Origin of the sequence: Massilia sp. Mn16-1_5, from assembly GCF_004798585.1 — a bacterium.
Lineage (GTDB): Bacteria > Pseudomonadota > Gammaproteobacteria > Burkholderiales > Burkholderiaceae_D > Telluria.
The window spans coordinates 189,646-205,896 of sequence record NZ_PPXQ01000004.1 but is presented as its reverse complement, the minus strand read 5'-3'; the positions used below and the strand labels follow the sequence as shown (position 1 = coordinate 205,896).

The 16,251-nt window shown below is 67.7% G+C and carries 12 protein-coding genes; 3 read left to right on the top strand and 9 right to left on the bottom strand.

Features of this window, described 5'->3' with window-relative positions:
- Positions 1-18: 18 nt before the first annotated feature.
- The 3 genes from C2862_RS06255 to C2862_RS06245 form a co-directional block, all read right to left on the bottom strand.
- The gene (locus tag C2862_RS06255; protein ID WP_136219244.1) at positions 19-1,959 is read right to left on the bottom strand and encodes a TRAP transporter large permease subunit; all 1,941 of its coding nucleotides are present in this window, start codon (positions 1,957-1,959) and stop codon (positions 19-21) included.
- Positions 1,956-2,540, bottom strand: coding sequence for a TRAP transporter small permease subunit (locus tag C2862_RS06250; RefSeq protein WP_136219243.1), 585 nt, complete (start codon positions 2,538-2,540; stop codon positions 1,956-1,958). The genes C2862_RS06255 and C2862_RS06250 overlap by 4 nt, the downstream gene beginning before the upstream one ends.
- A gap of 82 nt (positions 2,541-2,622) precedes the next feature.
- Positions 2,623-3,675 (bottom strand): TRAP transporter substrate-binding protein, encoded by a 1,053-nt coding sequence (locus tag C2862_RS06245; RefSeq protein ID WP_229467322.1) that lies wholly within the window; start codon positions 3,673-3,675, stop codon positions 2,623-2,625.
- Positions 3,676-4,071: 396 nt separating this feature from the next.
- On the opposite strand from C2862_RS06245, the gene C2862_RS06240 reads away from it, so the two are divergent.
- On the top strand, positions 4,072-4,983 hold the full coding sequence (locus C2862_RS06240) for a LysR substrate-binding domain-containing protein (RefSeq protein WP_136219242.1): 912 nt from the start codon (positions 4,072-4,074) through the stop codon (positions 4,981-4,983).
- A gap of 44 nt (positions 4,984-5,027) precedes the next feature.
- Here C2862_RS06240 and C2862_RS06235 read toward each other — a convergent pair whose 3' ends face one another.
- The 3 genes from C2862_RS06235 to C2862_RS06225 all read right to left on the bottom strand — a co-directional run bounded on the left by C2862_RS06235 (position 5,028) and on the right by C2862_RS06225 (position 7,369).
- Complete coding sequence (locus C2862_RS06235; protein WP_136219241.1) at positions 5,028-5,729, bottom strand: pirin family protein; 702 nt, start codon at positions 5,727-5,729, stop codon at positions 5,028-5,030.
- A 156-nt stretch (positions 5,730-5,885) separates the two neighbouring features.
- Positions 5,886-6,464, bottom strand: coding sequence for a flavin reductase family protein (locus C2862_RS06230; RefSeq protein WP_136219240.1), 579 nt, complete (start codon positions 6,462-6,464; stop codon positions 5,886-5,888).
- Positions 6,461-7,369 carry a LysR family transcriptional regulator gene (locus tag C2862_RS06225; RefSeq protein WP_136219239.1) on the bottom strand — a complete coding sequence of 303 codons (909 nt, stop codon included), beginning with the start codon at positions 7,367-7,369 and terminating at the stop codon, positions 6,461-6,463. Before C2862_RS06225 ends, C2862_RS06230 begins: the two co-directional genes overlap by 4 nt.
- A 107-nt stretch (positions 7,370-7,476) precedes the next feature.
- On the opposite strand from C2862_RS06225, the gene C2862_RS06220 reads away from it, so the two are divergent.
- The gene (locus tag C2862_RS06220) at positions 7,477-8,703 is read left to right on the top strand and encodes an MFS transporter (RefSeq protein ID WP_136219238.1); all 1,227 of its coding nucleotides are present in this window, start codon (positions 7,477-7,479) and stop codon (positions 8,701-8,703) included.
- Here C2862_RS06220 and C2862_RS06215 read toward each other — a convergent pair.
- The 3 genes from C2862_RS06215 to C2862_RS06205 form a co-directional block, all read right to left on the bottom strand.
- Positions 8,672-9,472 (bottom strand): ferritin-like domain-containing protein, encoded by an 801-nt coding sequence (locus C2862_RS06215; RefSeq protein ID WP_136219237.1) that lies wholly within the window; start codon positions 9,470-9,472, stop codon positions 8,672-8,674. The two genes, C2862_RS06220 and C2862_RS06215, sit on opposite strands and share 32 nt — an antisense overlap.
- A gap of 54 nt (positions 9,473-9,526) precedes the next feature.
- Positions 9,527-10,708, bottom strand: coding sequence for a YncE family protein (locus C2862_RS06210; RefSeq protein WP_136219374.1), 1,182 nt, complete (start codon positions 10,706-10,708; stop codon positions 9,527-9,529).
- A gap of 86 nt (positions 10,709-10,794) precedes the next feature.
- Positions 10,795-11,658: a creatininase family protein gene (locus C2862_RS06205; RefSeq protein WP_136219236.1), complete on the bottom strand. Its 864-nt coding sequence runs from the start codon at positions 11,656-11,658 to the stop codon at positions 10,795-10,797.
- A 202-nt stretch (positions 11,659-11,860) separates the two neighbouring features.
- Here C2862_RS06205 and C2862_RS06200 point away from each other — a divergent pair, with 202 nt between their 5' ends.
- A complete protein-coding gene (locus C2862_RS06200; protein WP_136219235.1) occupies positions 11,861-16,201 on the top strand; it encodes a DEAD/DEAH box helicase in 4,341 nt (1,446 codons plus the stop codon).
- Positions 16,202-16,251: the final 50 nt, after the last annotated feature.

Sequence of the window (16,251 nt, the reverse complement as noted above, 5' to 3'; positions counted from 1 at the left end):
TCGCCTTTTACTCCTTCTCTACTTGTACAGCACGCCCGGCAGCCACAGGCCGATCGCCGGAAAGGCATACAACAGCACGATCCCCAGCACCTGCAAGCCCATGAAGGGCAGCATGCCCAGGAAGATCTGGTTCAGCGTCACGTGCGGCGGCGCGACGCCCTTCAGGTAGAAAGCCGACATCGCCACCGGCGGCGAGAGGAAGGCCGTTTGCAGGTTCATCGCCACCAGCAGGCCAAAAAACAGCGGGTCGATGTTGAAGTGACCCAGCAGCGGTATGAAGATCGGCATGAAGATGACGATGATCTCGGTCCATTCGAGCGGCCAGCCGAGCAGGAAGATGATCACCTGCGCCAGCAGCATGAACTGTACCGGCGTCAGTTCCATCCCCAGCACCCAGTCGTTGATAATTTCCTGCCCGCCCAGCAGCGCGAACGCGGCCGAGAAGATGCTCGATCCGACGAACAGCCAGCACACCATGGCCGTGGTCTTGGCGGTCAGGTGGGCCGAGTCGCGCAGCAGGGCGAAGTTGAAGCGACGGTACGCGATGGCCAATAGCAGGCCGCCGAAGGCCCCCATCGCCGCCGCCTCGGTCGGCGTCGCCAGCCCGAACACGATGCTGCCCAGCACCGCGAGGATCAGGATCGCCAGTGGAAACAGCGACCCGAGCAGCATCTTGAAGATCTCGAGGCGCGCGAAGCTGAAAAACAGGTAGAAGATGGCGAGCGCAACGGCGCCGACACCCAGCGCGATCCAGAACGTCCGGGTGGCCGGCTGTGCCAGCGGCTCGCCGGCCGGGATGCTGGCGGCGGCCTCGGGTACCGCCGGCGCCACCGCGGCTGCGGGTGTGGCGCTGCCGTCGGCGGGCGGCTCGGCCAATCCCCCTTCCACCGGCGGCTCGGCCAGCCCGCCTTCGCCTGGGGGCTCCTGCAGGTCGCCGCTGTCGTCCGCCGGCGCGCTGTCGAAGGACGGCCCTGCGCCCATCTCGACCAGCTCCGTTGGGGCGGCCGCGGGCGCCGTGACGATCCGGTAACTCACGCCCATCACGGCGACAAAGGCCAGTGCGGGCAGCAGCGCCATGAACAGGTTGGCCGCCAGCGTGCGCGCCGGCACGATCGCGGCACGCCGTCCCTTGAGGGCGCCGGCCAGGCCGGCGAGCGCCATCTTTCCGTGGGCGTTCGGAATCGCCTCGGTGTAAGCCGGCAGCGTGACGACGCGCTCGCTGGCCGGCAGCGGCGGCGCGGCCGATGGTTTGAGTTTCGCCACGAGCAGGACATAGCCGACATACAGGCCGGCCAGCATGATCCCGGGGAACAAGGCGCCCGCGTACAGCTTGACCACCGAGACCCCGGCGGTGGCGCCGTACACGATCAGCAGCACCGAGGGCGGAATCAGGATGCCCAGGCAGCCGCCGGCCGTGATGCAGCCTGCCGACAGCTGCGTGCTGTAGCCCGCCTTGAGCATGGCAGGCAGCGCCAGCAGGCCCATCAGCGTAACGACCGCGCCGACGATGCCGGTGGCGGTGGCGAAGATGGCGCAGGTGACGATGGTCGCCACCGCCAGCGAACCGGGGACGCGCGCCATCGCCAGGTGCAGGCTCTTGAACAGGCGCTCGATCAGGTTGGCGCGCTCGACCAGGTAGCCCATGAAGATGAAGAGCGGGATCGAGATCAGGACGTCGTTTGCCATGACCGAATAGGCGCGCTGCACCATCAGTTCCAGCGTCAGGCCGGTCGCCTGGGCGGGGTCGCTGCTGTGGAAGGCGAGCCAGGCAAACATCACGCCCATGCCCATCAGCGTGAAGGCCGTCGGAAAGCCCAGCATGATGGCGACCACCACCAGCGCCAGCATCAGCAGGCCAAGGTGGCCGTTGGTCATGTCGGCGGGCGCCGGCATGAGCGCGAACAGGCCGGCGACGATCGCCAGCAGGATGGACAGGCCGAACCAGATTTCCTTTCTCATGACGGCCGCCCTTCGTCCGTGCTCACCATCGCCTTGAGCTTGTCGACGTCGACTTCCTCGACGTCCGCTTCGCGTACCGGCCACTCGCCCTGGCGCAGGCAGGCCACGCAACGCACGATCTCGACGCATCCCTGCAGCAGGAGCAGGATGCCTGCGAGCGGGATCACCATCTTGAACGGATACAGGGGCGGCCCGTTGGCGGTGAGCGTGGAATGCTCGCGGATCGCCAGCGACTCGGCGGCATAGGTGGTGCCGGCCCAGACCAGGGCGATGACGCCGGGGATGAAGAACACGACGTACAGCAGCAGGTCCAGCCCCGCTTGCAGGCGCGGCGGGAAGAAGCTGTAGAGCACGTCGCCGCGCACGTGGCCGTTCTTGGCCAGGGTGTAGGCGCCGGCCATCATGAAGGCGGCGCCGTACAGCATGATCATGAGGTCGAAGGCCCAGGGGTTCGGCGTGTTGAGCGCATAGCGCGCGAACACCTCCCAGGTCACGAGGAAGGTCAGCGCCACGATCAGCCAGGAAAAGGCCTGGCCGACCATGGTGCTGACCCGGTCGACGAAGAACAGGACATCTTGCATGGTGAACTCCGCTCGCAAACAGGCGCGACCCGGCCAGCGGGACGCGCGCCTTTCACTGCTACCCTGTTATCGCAACGAACGCTCAGGCCTTCTTGGGCGCAGGCGCCTTGCGGCCGAAGTAGTGGTTGTAGGCCATGCGGCGCGGGTTGTTGGTGTCCATGTCCCACTTCATGGCGCGCTCGGCGAAGGCGCGCATCGAGGCCTCGACCTTCCTGAACAGCGGGTTGTCGGCGCCCTTCTTCGCCACCACCTCGTCCCACACCTGCAGCTGCGCCTGCAGCACGGCGTCCGGCGTCTTGTAGAACTTGACGCCGTCCTTGGCCTGCATGTCGCGGTAGTCCTTCGAATAGCGGTCGACCGCCTTCCAGGCCATGTCGGAGGACGCGGCTTCGACCGCGTTCTCGATGATCGCCTTGATCTTCGCGGGCAGCGCGTTGTACTTGGTCTTGTTGAAGGTGACCTCGAACTGCTCGGAGCTCTGGTGGAAGCTTTGCAGCATGCAGATCTTGGAGACGTCGGGGAAGCCGAGCAGGCGGTCGGAGCTGGCGTTGTTGAATTCGGCGCCGTCGAGCAGGCCGCGGTCCATGGCGGGCACGATCTCGCCGCCGGGCAGCGCGTTCACCGCCGCGCCCATGGCCGTGAACAGGTCGATGGCGAGGCCGTTGGTACGGAACTTCATGCCCTTCAGGTCGGAGATCTTGCTGATCGGTTTCTTGAACCAGCCGAGCGGCTGGGTCGGCATCGGGCCGGTAAGGAAGGAAACCACGTTGGCGCCGATACCGTTGTACAGCTCGGCCAGCAGTTCCTTGCCGCCTCCATATTTGTGCCAGGCGAGCACCATGTTCGCATCCATGCCGTAGGCCGGCCCCGAGGTCCACAGCGCAATCGCGCTCTGCTTGCCGTAGTTGTAGCCCATGACGCCGTGGCCGCCGTCGAGCGTTCCTTTCGAGACCGCATCGAGGAGGCCGAAGGCCGGGACCACGGCGCCCGCCGGCAGCACCTCGATGCGCAGGTCGCCGCCGGTCATGTCGTTAACTTTCTTGGCGAAGTCCTGCGCGTACTCGTGGAAGATATCCTTGCTGGGCCAGGTACTCTGGAAGCGCATCTTCGTCGCTCCCTGCGCGCTGGCGATCATCGGGAAGGCCAGCGCGGCGCCCGCGGTGCCGGCGGCGCTGCCGAGGAATTTCCTGCGTTTCAACCGGGATTGCCCCGACTCCTTGCCACCCTGCGCACTGTCATGCTGTACACCTTCACCCTTCTTCATGGTATGTCTCCTGTCTGGTTTTTATAAAAACGGACTGAATCGATACTGTTGAGGCTGAAAAGCTGGCACATCATTTCCCAGAATGTGCCCGTTTTCTTACGGATTTCTTACACGGCCTCAGCGCGGCGCGTTTTTGCTTTGTGAAGGATCAAGCAATACTCCTGTAGCTAGGCTGATCAATTGACTGCCATCAACTATCCATCACGCCATCCGGCTTTGCCGGGTTATCATGCCGGCATCCATTTCACGCGATCGACCGCCACCTGCATGCTCAAACTCAGCCTGGACGCCCTTCTCACCGTCGACACCATCGCCCGCCGCGGCTCCTTCGCGGCCGCCGCCAAGGAATTGTTCAGGGTGCCGTCGACGATCTCGTACACGGTGGCGAAACTCGAGGAAGACCTGGGCGTGCAGCTGTTCGAGCGCTTCGGCCCGCGCGTGGAATTGACGGCGGCGGGCGCCGAGCTGCTCAAGGAGGGGCGCTACCTGCTGAAGGCGGCGGGTGACCTGGAGCGCCGGGTGCGGCGCGTGGCGTCGGGGTGGGAGACGGAATTCACGATCGCGATCGATTCGATGCTCTCGCCCTGTGCGCTGATGGACGACATCACCGCCTTCTATGGCGTGGCCGACCAGACGCGCCTGCGCCTGGTGAAAGAAGAACTGTCGGGGACCTGGGAAGCCCTGCTCGAGCGCCGGGCCGACCTGCTGGTGGGTGCGGCGGGCATGGGACCGCCGGGCGGCGGCTATACGGCCGAGCCGATCGCCACCGTCTCGTTCGTGTTCGTGGTGGCCCCTGGTCATCCGCTGGCCGGGATCGAGCGGCCGCTCTCGAAAAGCGACCTGGCGTCGCAGCGGGCGGTATCGGTGTCCGATTCGGCGCGCCAGCTGCAGGCGCGCACGGTGGGCCTGCTGTTCGGCCAGGACACGCTGACCGCGCCCGACATGCAGACCAAGTACGATTTCCAGCGCGCGGGCCTCGGTTTCGGCTTCCTGCCCGAAGCCTGGGTGCGCGAGGACGTCGCGCAAGGCCGCTTCATCGTCAAGGCCGTGGAAGAACCGAAGCCCGACGAGACGCTGTATCTCGCCTGGCGCACCGGCGAAGAAGGCGCCGCGCTGCGCTGGTGGCGCGAGCGCCTGCGCGGGTCGGACGCGCTGAATCGCCTGATCCTGCCGCGCTGACCGGTTGGACGCGTGGACGGGAAAACCCGTCCACCCTACCTTCTTTACTGCGGCAGATCGAACAACAACACTTCCGCATCCTGCGCGCCGTCGAGCACTACCTGCTCTTCGGCGTCGATGCGCACCGCGTCACCCGCCTTCAGGGCCACGCCGTTCACGCTCAGGCCACCGCGCGCCACATGGACGTAGGCGATACGGCCGGCCTGCAGCGGGAAGGCGACACGGTCTTCGCCGTTCAGGATCGTCGCGTACAGCGAGGCATCCTGCCGCATCGAGACCGAGCCTTCGCGGCCGTCGGGAGACGCCACCAGGCGCAGGCGCCCCATTTTGTCGGCCGCGTCGAAGTGCTTCTCTTCGTAGCCGCCCGGTTCGCCGATCCGGTTGGGCTGGATCCAGATCTGCAGGAAGTGCACCGGCTCGGTCTTCGAGTGGTTGAACTCGCTGTGTACCACGCCCTGGCCGGCGCTCATGCGCTGGACGTCGCCGTAGCGCAGGACGGAGCCGTTACCCATGCTGTCCTTGTGTTCCAGCGCGCCGTCGAGCACATAGGAGATGATCTCCATGTCGCGGTGGCCGTGGGCGTCGAAGCCGCGGCCGGCGGACACGCGGTCCTCGTTGATCACGCGCAGCGGGCCGACGCCCATGTGGGCCGGATCGTGGTAGTGGCCGAACGAGAAGGTGTGTTTCGAATCCAGCCAGCCGAAGTTGGCGACGCCGCGGTCTTCGCTTTTACGTACTTTCAACATGATGCGCTCCTTTTGTTATCGGCCATTCGAAGGATTCGAACCTCGGCGCCGTTCATTTGTGGCGCCTGCCGTCTGTGCATGGAGGCCATTATGCGCGTCCCCATGGCGAACAAAAAGCGAGTAGTTTGCCGGCCTGGCATCGAAATTTTCGAATGTTCACTCCGATCGTGCCTGCATGGCCTCGCCGATGGCATAGAAGTGGCCGCCGGCGACGTGGTGGATGCTGCGCCATTCCGGACCCGCCTCTTCGAAGTGCCAGTGGCCGTCGCGGAATACACGGTCGTCTGCCCAGGCGCCAACCACTTCGCCGATGAACAGGTCGTAGGCGGCCTGGTTGTGCGGCTCGGGCACCAGGCGGCATGCCAGCCAGGCGGAGCAGCCTTCGACAAACGGCAGCGAATCGCCCGCGAGGCGCAACAGGCCGATACCGGCGTCAGCCAACTTCGACGGATTGTCGGCCAGGCCGCGGTTGCCGACCTGGTTCGTGACATCCAGCAGCGCGACGGTCGGCACCTGCACCACGAAGCGCCCGCTGGCCTCGACAAGGCCGCGGGTGGCGGTCTGCTTGTCGAGCACCACGGTGAGCTTGGGCGGCGCGAAGTCCAGGGCGCAGGCCCAGGCCGCGGCCATGACGTTGTCGACGCCATCGTGGTGGCTCGACACCAGCACGGTCGGGCCGTGATTCAGCAGGCGGTATGCTTTTTCCAGCGGGACGGCTTGAATATGGGTGTTCATCTGTTCTCCAAAAATGGCACTGCCAGCACGTCCTCGATCCAGCCGGCGAAGGCGCGCAGCTTCGGCGTCGCCATGCGTCCCTGCGGGTGGACCAGGGAGACCGGCATCGGCATGCCCGGATAGTCTGCCAGCACCTCGACCAGCGCGCCGCGCGCCAGGTGCTCATGCACCATGTAGGCCGCGGCCTGGATGATGCCCAGGCCCTGCAGGCCGCAGGACACGTAGGCGTCGGCGTCGTCGACCGCGATCGTACCGGGCACCTGGCGCCGCACGACCTCGCCATCGACGGCGAAGTCCCAGTCGAAGGGGCGCCCGGTGCGGCCAGAGAAATGCACGACGCCGCGGTGGCGGTCGAGGTCCGCAACGCTGGCCGGGGTACCGTAGGTGGCCAGGTAGCCGGGCGCGGCGCAGGTCACGAAGCGCATGCTGCCGACCCGGCGTGCGATCAGGCGCGAGTCTTCCAGTTCGCCCACGCGCAGCGCGCAGTCGATGCCGTCGCGCGCCAGGTCGGCCAGGCGGTCGGCCAGGCCGACTACCAGTTCGATGCCGGGATAGCGCGCATGGAATTCGGCCAGGCGCGGCACCACCACGCGCCGCCCCAGCGCGCCCGGCAGTTCGACCCGCAAGCGCCCCTGCGGCGCATCGTCCTTGCCGCGAAACCGTCCCTCCGCCGCCTCGATCGCGGCCAGGATCTCCACGCACTGGGCGTAGAACTCGGCACCGTCAGTCGTGAGCGAGACCGAACGGGTCGTCCGCTGCAAAAGCCTGGTGCCGAGATAGGCTTCCAGGTTCTGCATGGTGGCCGTCATCGAGGCGCGCGGCAGGTCCAGCGACTGGGCGGCGCGCGAAAAACTCCTGGCCTCCACGATGCGGATGAAGGTCTGCATGGCTTTGATCCGGTCCACGGCCCCTCCGATTGTTCACAAAAAATGAATTGTATAGCAGGCTGCGCGGGTAATTATCTTTACAATCGCAGCCCGTAGAATGGCTCCCATCCCATCAAGGAGCTGTCATGACAACAACAACCCACCCCGCCGGCGACATTTCGCCCGGCACCACCCGCCTGCTGGCGATCGCCGCCGGCGTGATCGTCGCCAGCCTGTATTACGCCCAGACCCTGGTCGGTCCGATCAGCCGAGCCACCGGCCTCTCGCTCGACGCCGCCGGCCTGATCGTCACGCTGACCCAGGTCGGTTATGCGCTCGGCCTGCTGTTCATCGTCCCGCTGGGCGACTTGCTCGAGAACCGCAAGCTGGTCTTCGTGCTGCTGCTGGCCACCAGCGTGATGCTGCTTCTTGCCGCATTCACCGGCAGCGCGGCTTTGTTCCTCGCCACCTCGCTCGGCATCGGCCTCGGCTCGGTCGCGGCCCAGGTGCTGGTGCCCTTTGCTGCCCATTTGTCGCGCGAGGAAACGCGCGGCCAGACCGTCGGCAAGGTCGTCAGCGGCCTGCTGATCGGGATCATGCTGGCGCGCCCGCTGGCGAGCCTGGTCGCCGACCACTTCAGCTGGCACGCCGTGTATGGCGGCGCCGCGCTGGCCGTCGCCCTGCTCGCCTTTGTCTTGCGTGCCCGCCTGCCGCAGCGCGTTCCCCAGGCTTCGCTACCCTACGGCCGCCTGATCGGCTCGATGTGGCAACTGCTGCGCACCACGCCCCTGCTGCGCCGGCGCGCCGTTTACCACGCGGCGATGTTCGCGTCCTTCAGCCTGTTCTGGACCGTGACACCGCTGGTACTGGCCGGCCCCGGCTTCCAGCTGTCGCAGACCGGGATCGCGATCTTCGCCCTGGTCGGCGTGGCGGGTGCCGTCGCATCGCCGATTGCCGGCCGCCTGGCCGACCGCGGCCACACGCTATATGCCACCGCTGGCGCCCTACTGCTCGGCGTGGCGGGCTTCGCCCTGCCCCTGGCCGCGCCGGGTTCGCACGAAGTCGCGCTGGCCCTGCTGGTGCTGGCCTCGATCGTGCTGGACATGGGTGTGGCTGCGAACCTGGTGCTGAGCCAGCGTGCTCTCTTCGCCTTGGGTGCGGAAGTGCGCAGCCGTCTGAACGGGATCTTCTTCGCGCTGTTCTTCGCCGGTGGCGCGATCGGCTCCGCCCTGGGCGCCTGGATGTTTGCCCGCCATGGCTGGAACGCCGCGCTGCTCACGGGCCTGGCCTTCCCTGCCGCGGCGTTGGCCTGGTGGATCGGGGAATGGACGGGTCAGCGGATCACGCGAAACGTGCAAGTTCCTCTTCGGTGAAGCCCGCGCGGCGCCGCGCCTCGAGGTTGAACGGCCCTTTCAGTACCGGGGCCTTGTAGCGGACCACCAGTTCGTCATAGGTCGCGCGCAGCGGCAGGCCGCGCGCTTCGCACAGGAAGCCGTACCAGCGGTTGCCGATCTCGACGTGGCCGACCTCGTCGCGCAGGATGATGTCGAGGATCGCGGCGGCCGCCATGTCGCCGGCCTGCGCCAGCTTGGCGCGCAGCGGCGGAATCGCATCGAGCCCGCGCGCTTCCAGGGTGCGCGGCACCAGCGCCATGCGTGCGAGCACGTCGCCCTTCGTCTTTTCGACCATCTCCCACAGGCTGTCGTGGCCGGGGAAGTCGCCGTAGGCGTAACCGAGGCTGTTGAGGTGGTCTGACAGCAGCGTGAAGTGGTAGGCCTCCTCTTTCGAGACCTGCAGCCAGTCGGCGTAGTAGGCCGCCGGCATATCGGGGAAGCGCCACAGGGCGTCGAGCGCCAGGTTCACGGCGTTGAATTCGATGTGGGCCAGCGCGTGAGCCAGCATGGCGCGGCCCTCGACCGTCGCCATCGAACGGCGCCCGACCAGGCGCGGCGAGACCAGTTCGGGTCGGGCCGGACGGCCGGGAATGGTGCCGGTTTCAATGAGGGGCGCCGCGCTGTCGAGGATGACCGCGCCCTCGGACCAGGCTTGCGCCAGTGCGGCCACGCCCAGCGTCTTCGCGAGCGGGTCGGTCTCGAGCAGGCAGCGCAGGGCCGCGGCCCGCAGTTCCTGGGCGTCTTGCATGGTCAATCTCTTGGGATAAAAGGCGGCAGTGTAGCAAATGCCGCCTTTCCAGGTTTAGCGCAGGTTGCCGGTATGCCCCAGCGAGTAGCGGCCCGGCTGCGGCCAGACGGTCAGCCCGTGCGGCTCGCCGCCGACTTTCACCGAGCGTACGTCGCCGCTCTTCGTATCGATGCGGTAGACGACGTCGTCGAAGCGTCCCGCCAGCCACAGCGACTTGCCGTCGGCGCTGACGTTGCCCATGTCGGGACTGCCGCCGTTCGGGATCGCCCAGTGGGCGACGATCTTCTCGCTTGCGAACTCCAGCACGTCGACGCTGCCCGGGCCCTTGCGCTTGCCGTGGATCTTGTGCGTGCCACGGTTGGTGATGTACAGGTACTTGCCGTCGCGGCTCGGGTACAGGCCGTGGGTGCCGGGTCCGGACGGAATGAAGCCGACCTTGGTGAAGCTCGTACCGTCGACGATGTGGACGCCGTCGGCCATCATGTCGGCCACGTAGAAGCGCTTGCCGTCCGGCGAAATGCGCACGTCCTGCGGCATGCCCTTCTTGCGCGTGCAGATCTCGGAGGCGCCGGGGTTCCTTGGGTCGAAGCCTTCGCGCACGCGAGTGGCCGGCATCGACAGCTTCAGGTAGCCCAGCACGCTGCGATTCACGAGGTCGATCTTGGCAATCGCCCCGTCGAACTCGCAGGTGAACAGCGCGTACTTGCCGTCGATCGAGAACTCGGCGTGGTTGATGCCGCCGCAGTTCGGCACGTCGATCTTGTACTGCATCGCCATCGTGTGCGGATCGCGGAAGTCGAGCCGGCGCCGCGCCTCGGCGACGACGATGGCCGACTTCCCATCGGGCGTGAAGTACATGTTGTAGGGGTCGTCGACGTCGACCTGCTTGCCCGGCTTGCCGGTGCTTGGGTCGATCGGCGTCAGGCTGCCGGTGTCCTGGCGCTCGGCGTTATTCGCCACCCACAGGGTGCGCAGGTCCCAGCTCGGGATCACGTGCTGCGGGCTGATCCCGACCTTGAAACGGTCCACGACCTTCATCGTGTTCGGGTCGATCACGCTGACGTCGTTGGAGCGCAGGTTGGGCACGTACACGCGTTCGAGGTCGCCACGCACGGCGGGGCTCAGGTGCGCCGCGCCGATTTCGCTGTACAGGTTGTTCGGATCGACGACCGGCGGCATGCCGCTCGCCGTGGCCACGGGAGCGCGCACCGGCGCCGGCGTGTCCTTGGCGCGCATGAGGAAGGCGCCGCCGGCGACGACGGACACGGCTACGGCGGCGCTAATGGCGCCGACTACTTTTTTGGATGGCACGATGGGATTCTCTAGGGTTTCCTGGATGGGTTCTGTAATGCCGGTTTTGACAACTGCGTTGCCAGCTGGGCGCGGATCGCGGCGACCGACTCCGCCACGATGCGATCGACGCCGAGCTGGCCCAGCGCCGTGCTCGCCCGCGTCGGATCGCCCGCCACGCCGCCGGCCTTGCCCGCCCTTGCGCCGGGGGCCAGCAGCTCGGTACGCACCAGCGCCGGATCGAGCGCCAGCGTCAATGCCGTATCGGCCAGTCCCGCATGCAGGCCGATCTCGGCCTCGCCATGGCCGCGGCGCTTCAGCTCCGCCACATAGCTCGTCTGCGTCGCCCCGTAATACTCGAGCAAGGCGTGAACGCGGCAGCCGCCAAGCCGGTTGACGCGGGCCGCCGCCTTTTCCTCATTCTTCTGGTAGCCGCCGTGGTCGCCCAGGAAGAAGACCGCGCGCACGCCATGCTGGCAAAAGCTGCGCGCGGTGGCTTCCAGCACCGCCTCGAAGGCGCTGTCCGGAATCGAGACCGTACCGGCGAAGCGCATGTGGCCGCTTGGGGGCGTGATCAATCCTTCGGGGACGTAGGCGACGACCGGTGCGACCAGCGTACTGCCGAGGCTCTGGGCAATGCGGCCGGCAAGCACGCGGGCGCGCACGTTGTGTTTGCCCAGCGCGATGTGCGGACCGCTTTGTTCGAGGCCGCCGATCGGGACCAGCACCGTGGTGGCGCCTTTGTCGATGCGGGCTTGCACTTCGGGCGAGGTCAGGTCTTCGACGTACACGCTGGCGGGTTCGCGCGCGGCCGCCAGGGTGGAAGCGGCCAGGCCAAGAGCGAGAATCGCGGCGCCGAACGCCGTGCGCTGGCGACGTTTATTCGTATGCAACATGGGGGTGAGCGTGTCCGAGAGCTATGTGGCGCGTGCTCGAGGGCTTGCCGCGCATCACTATCAGAACATTGTAGAGCAAGCGCGGCGTCAAGAATGTAAGCTGAGCGGAAATTGGCCCAAGCTGTTGCAAACCTGTTGAAGCGGATGGCCAGGCTGACAAAGCTCCCTTGCCGATATCCCACATGTCCCCATCTGGTAATCCATGAACGACCGCGCACCCCGGAGACTGCAGCACGACTTCCACCCCGCCGTGGCTGCCTGGTTCGCCGCCAGCTTCCCGGCCGCCACCGAAGCCCAGCTGCGCGCCTGGCCCCTGATCCAGGCCGGGCGCCCCACCCTGGTCGCCGCGCCCACCGGTTCCGGCAAGACCCTGACCGCCTTCCTGGCCGCGATCGACGAGCTGGTGCGCGAGAGCGAGGACGGCCAGCTGCCGGACGAAACGCAGGTGCTCTACGTCTCGCCGCTGAAGGCGCTGTCCAACGACATCCGCGTCAACCTGCAAGGGCCTTTAGAAGGCATCGACGAGCAGCTGAAGGCCATGGGCCTGCCGCCGCATGGCATCCGCACCGCCGTGCGCACCGGCGACACGACCACCGCCGAGCGCAACGCGATGAGGAAGCGCGCACCGCACATCCTGGTGTCGACACCGGAGTCGCTCTACGTCCTGCTCGGTTCCACCAGCGGACGCAGGATGCTCTCGACGGTGCGCACCGTGATCGTCGACGAGATCCACGCGGTGGCCGGCAGCAAGCGCGGCAGCCACCTGGCGCTGAGCCTGGAGCGGCTGGATGCCCTGTGCGGCCGGCGCACCGTGCGGGTCGGGCTTTCGGCCACGCAGCGGCCGCTGTCGCTGGTGGCGGATTTCCTGGTCGGCCGCGCCGGCGGCGACTGCGCCGTCGTCGATGTGGGCCACGTCCGCGCGCGCGACCTGGGACTGGAGCTGCCGCCGGTTCCCCTGGAAGCGGTGTTGCCGAACGAGGTCTGGGAACGCGTCTACGACCGCATGATGGAGCTCGCGGTCCTGCATCGGACGACCCTCATTTTCGTGAACACGCGGCGCATGGCCGAGCGCATCGCCCGCCACCTCGGCGAGCGCCTGGGCAACGAGCACGTGGCCGCCCACCACGGCAGCCTGGCCAAGGAACACCGGCTCGACTCCGAGCAGCGCCTGAAACGCGGCGAGCTGCGGGTGCTGGTGGCGACGGCCTCGCTGGAACTGGGCATCGACATCGGCGACGTGGATCTCGTTTGCCAGGTCGGTTCGCCGCGCAGCATCGCGGCCTTCCTGCAGCGCGTGGGCCGCTCCGGCCACAATGTCGGCGGCACGCCGAAGGGCAGATTGTTTCCTACCTCGCGCGACGACCTGATCGAATGCACCGCCCTGCTCGACTGCGTGCGCCGTGGCGAGCTCGATGTGCTGCGCATCCCGCGTGCGCCGCTCGACGTGCTGGCGCAGCAGATCGTGGCCGAAGTCGGCAGCCAGGAATGGCGCGAGGACGATTTATACGCGCTGGTGCGCCAGGCCGCGCCCTACGCCGAACTGGAACGCGGCAAGTACGACGCCCTGCTGCGCATGCTGGCCGAAGGCTACAGCACCCGCCACGGCGTACGCGGCGCCTACATCCACCGCGACGCCGCGACGCAGTCGATACGCGGACGGCGTGGCGGCAAGCTGGCGGCCGTCACCTCGGGCGGCACGATTCCCGAGAATGCCGACTACACGGTGCTGCTCGAGCCGCAGGGCGATTCGGTCGGCACGGTGAACGAGGATTTTGCCGTCGAGAGCCTGGCGGGCGACGTCTTCCAGCTCGGGAACACCTCCTACCGCATCATGAAGATCGAAGCCGGCAAGGTGCGCGTCGAAGATGCCGGCGGCGCGGTGCCGAACATCCCCTTCTGGCATGGCGAAGCGCCGGGCCGCAGCGACGAATTGTCGATGGGCGTGGCGCGCCTGCGCGCCGAGATCGAGGCGCAGCTGGCCACTCACTCCGGCGAGGCGGCGCTGGATGCGGGCGTGGACTGGCTGATGGAGCACCTGGGCTTGAACGAAGACGCGGCGCGCCAGATCGTCGACTACCTGGCCCGTTCGCGCGCATCCCTGGGCGCCTTGCCCACCCACGACACGCTGGTGATGGAGCGCTTCTTCGACGAATCCGGCGGCATGCAGCTGGTGCTGCACACGCCCTATGGCAGCCGCATCAACCGCGCCTGGGGCCTGGCGCTGCGCAAGCGCTTTTGCCGGACCTTCAACTTCGAGCTGCAGGCCGCGGCCACCGAGGACGCGATCATCCTCTCGCTCTCGACCAGCCACAGCTTCCCGCTGGACGAGGTCTGGCGCTACCTGAAGGCCGCCACAGCCGAACCGATCCTGGTCCAGGCTTTACTGGATGCGCCCCTGTTCAACGTGCGCTGGCGCTGGAACGCGACCACGGCGCTGGCCCTGCCGCGCTTTGCCGGCGGACGCAAGGTCGCGCCCCAGCTGCAGCGCATGAAGAGCGACGACCTGCTGGCCTCGATCTTCCCGGACGGCGCGGCCTGCCTGGAAAACATCGTGGGCGAACGCGAGCTCCCGGAACACCCGCTGGTCGAGCAGACCCTGGAAGACTGCCTGCACGAGGCGATGGACTCGGAAGGCTGGCTGGCGCTGCTGCGCCGTATCGAGAACAACGAGATCCATCTGGTGGCGCGCGACTTGCCGGCCCCTTCTCCGCTGGCGGCCGAGATCCTGAATGCCCGTCCCTACGCTTTCCTCGACGACGCGCCGCTGGAAGAACGGCGCACCCAGGCCGTGATCAACCGGCGCTGGAGCGATCCGGCCACCACAAGCGACATGGGCGCGCTCGACCTTGACGCCATCGCCGGCGTGGCCGAGGAAGCCTGGCCGGCCGCCCGCAACGCCGACGAGGTGCAGGAAGCCCTGGTCGCGCTCGCGCTCGTCACGCAGCAGGAGGCGCGCGCACGCGAGGGCTGGCCGCTGTGGCTGGAGGAGCTGGCCGAGGCCGGGCGCGCGACCAGATTGCGCCGCGACGACATCAAGCTGCAGGCCTGGGTCGCGCTGGAACGGCTCGACTGCGTGCTGGCCGCTTATCCGGGCGCGGAGACTTCGCCGGAACTGACCGTCCCGCCCAGCCACCGCGGCAAGGACGGCGCGCCGTGGACGCGCGACGAGGCGCTCGTCGAACTCGTGCGCGCCCGCCTGTCCGGCTTCGGACCGCGGTCCCTGGCGCAGATCGCGGCCGACCTCGCCCTGCCCGAGAGCAGCGTGGCGATCGCCCTCGCCGCGCTGGAGAGAGAGGGCTACGTCATGCGCGGCCGCTTCACGCCGGGAGTCGAAGAGGAAGAATGGTGCGAGCGCCACCTGCTGGCGCGCATCCACCGCTACACCATCAAGCGCCTGCGGCGCGAGATCGAGCCGGTCGAACTGCGCGACTACATGCGCTTCCTGTTCGACTGGCAGCACCTCAGCCCCGACACCCAGTGGCAGGGCGAGCAAACGCTGCCCCTGCTCCTGAACCAGCTCGAGGGATATGAAGCGGCCGCGGGCGCGTGGGAAGACGACCTGCTGCGCCTGCGCCTGCGCGACTATTCGATGCTCTGGCTCGACGAGCTGTGCCGCGCCGGCAAGGTGGTCTGGACCCGCATCGACGCGCCGCGCGCCGCAGCCGGCGGGCCGGTGCGCGGCACGCCGATCGTGCTGCTGCCGCGCCGGCAGGTGGGACTCTGGCATGCGCTGCCGCAGCCGGCCGGTCCGCCCGCGATTTCGCCGCGCGCCGACAAGGTCTTGCAGACCCTGCGCCGTCACGGCGCCATGTTCTTCGACGAGCTGCAATTCGACGCGCGCATGCTGCCCGTCGAACTGGAGGCCGCGCTGGGCGAACTGGTGGCGACCGGCTTTGTGAACGCCGACAGCTTCGCCGGCCTGCGCGCGATGCTGCTGCCGCAGGCCAAACGCGCCAGCATGGACCGCAAGAAGCGGCGCGGCGCCGGCCCGACGATGGAGGAAGCCGGCCGCTGGGCGCTGGTGCGGCGCGTGGAACCGGACCCGGATGTCGAACCGGCCGCACCGCCGCGCCGCCGCAAGCTCGATCCAGAAACCCTGGAGCACGTCGCCATGACCCTGCTGCGCCGCTACGGCGTGATGTTCTGGCGCCTGCTCGAACGCGAAGCGGCCTGGATGCCGTCCTGGCGCGAACTGCTGCCCGTGTACCACCGGCTGGAAGCGCGCGGCGAGATCCGCGGCGGGCGTTTCGTGGCCGGCTTCTCGGGCGAACAGTTCGCGCTGCCGGAAGCGATTCCCCTGCTGCGCGAGGTGCGCCGCCGTCCGTTAGATGGCGCGCTGGTGCTGATCTCCGGCGTCGATCCGCTGAACCTGGTCGGCACCCTGCTGCCGGGCGAGAAGGTGCCGGCGCTGGGCGCCAACCGCATCCTGTTCCGCGACGGCGTGCCGGTCGCCACCGTAGTGGCGGGCAAGATCGGCTACCTGCTGGACCCTGGCGCGGAGCGCGACCTGCTGCATGCGCGCCTGGTCGGCCGTCCGTATTAGGCACGCGTCGTCTGTCATCAGACAAGAGCGAGGCGTATAATCGCCTCGCC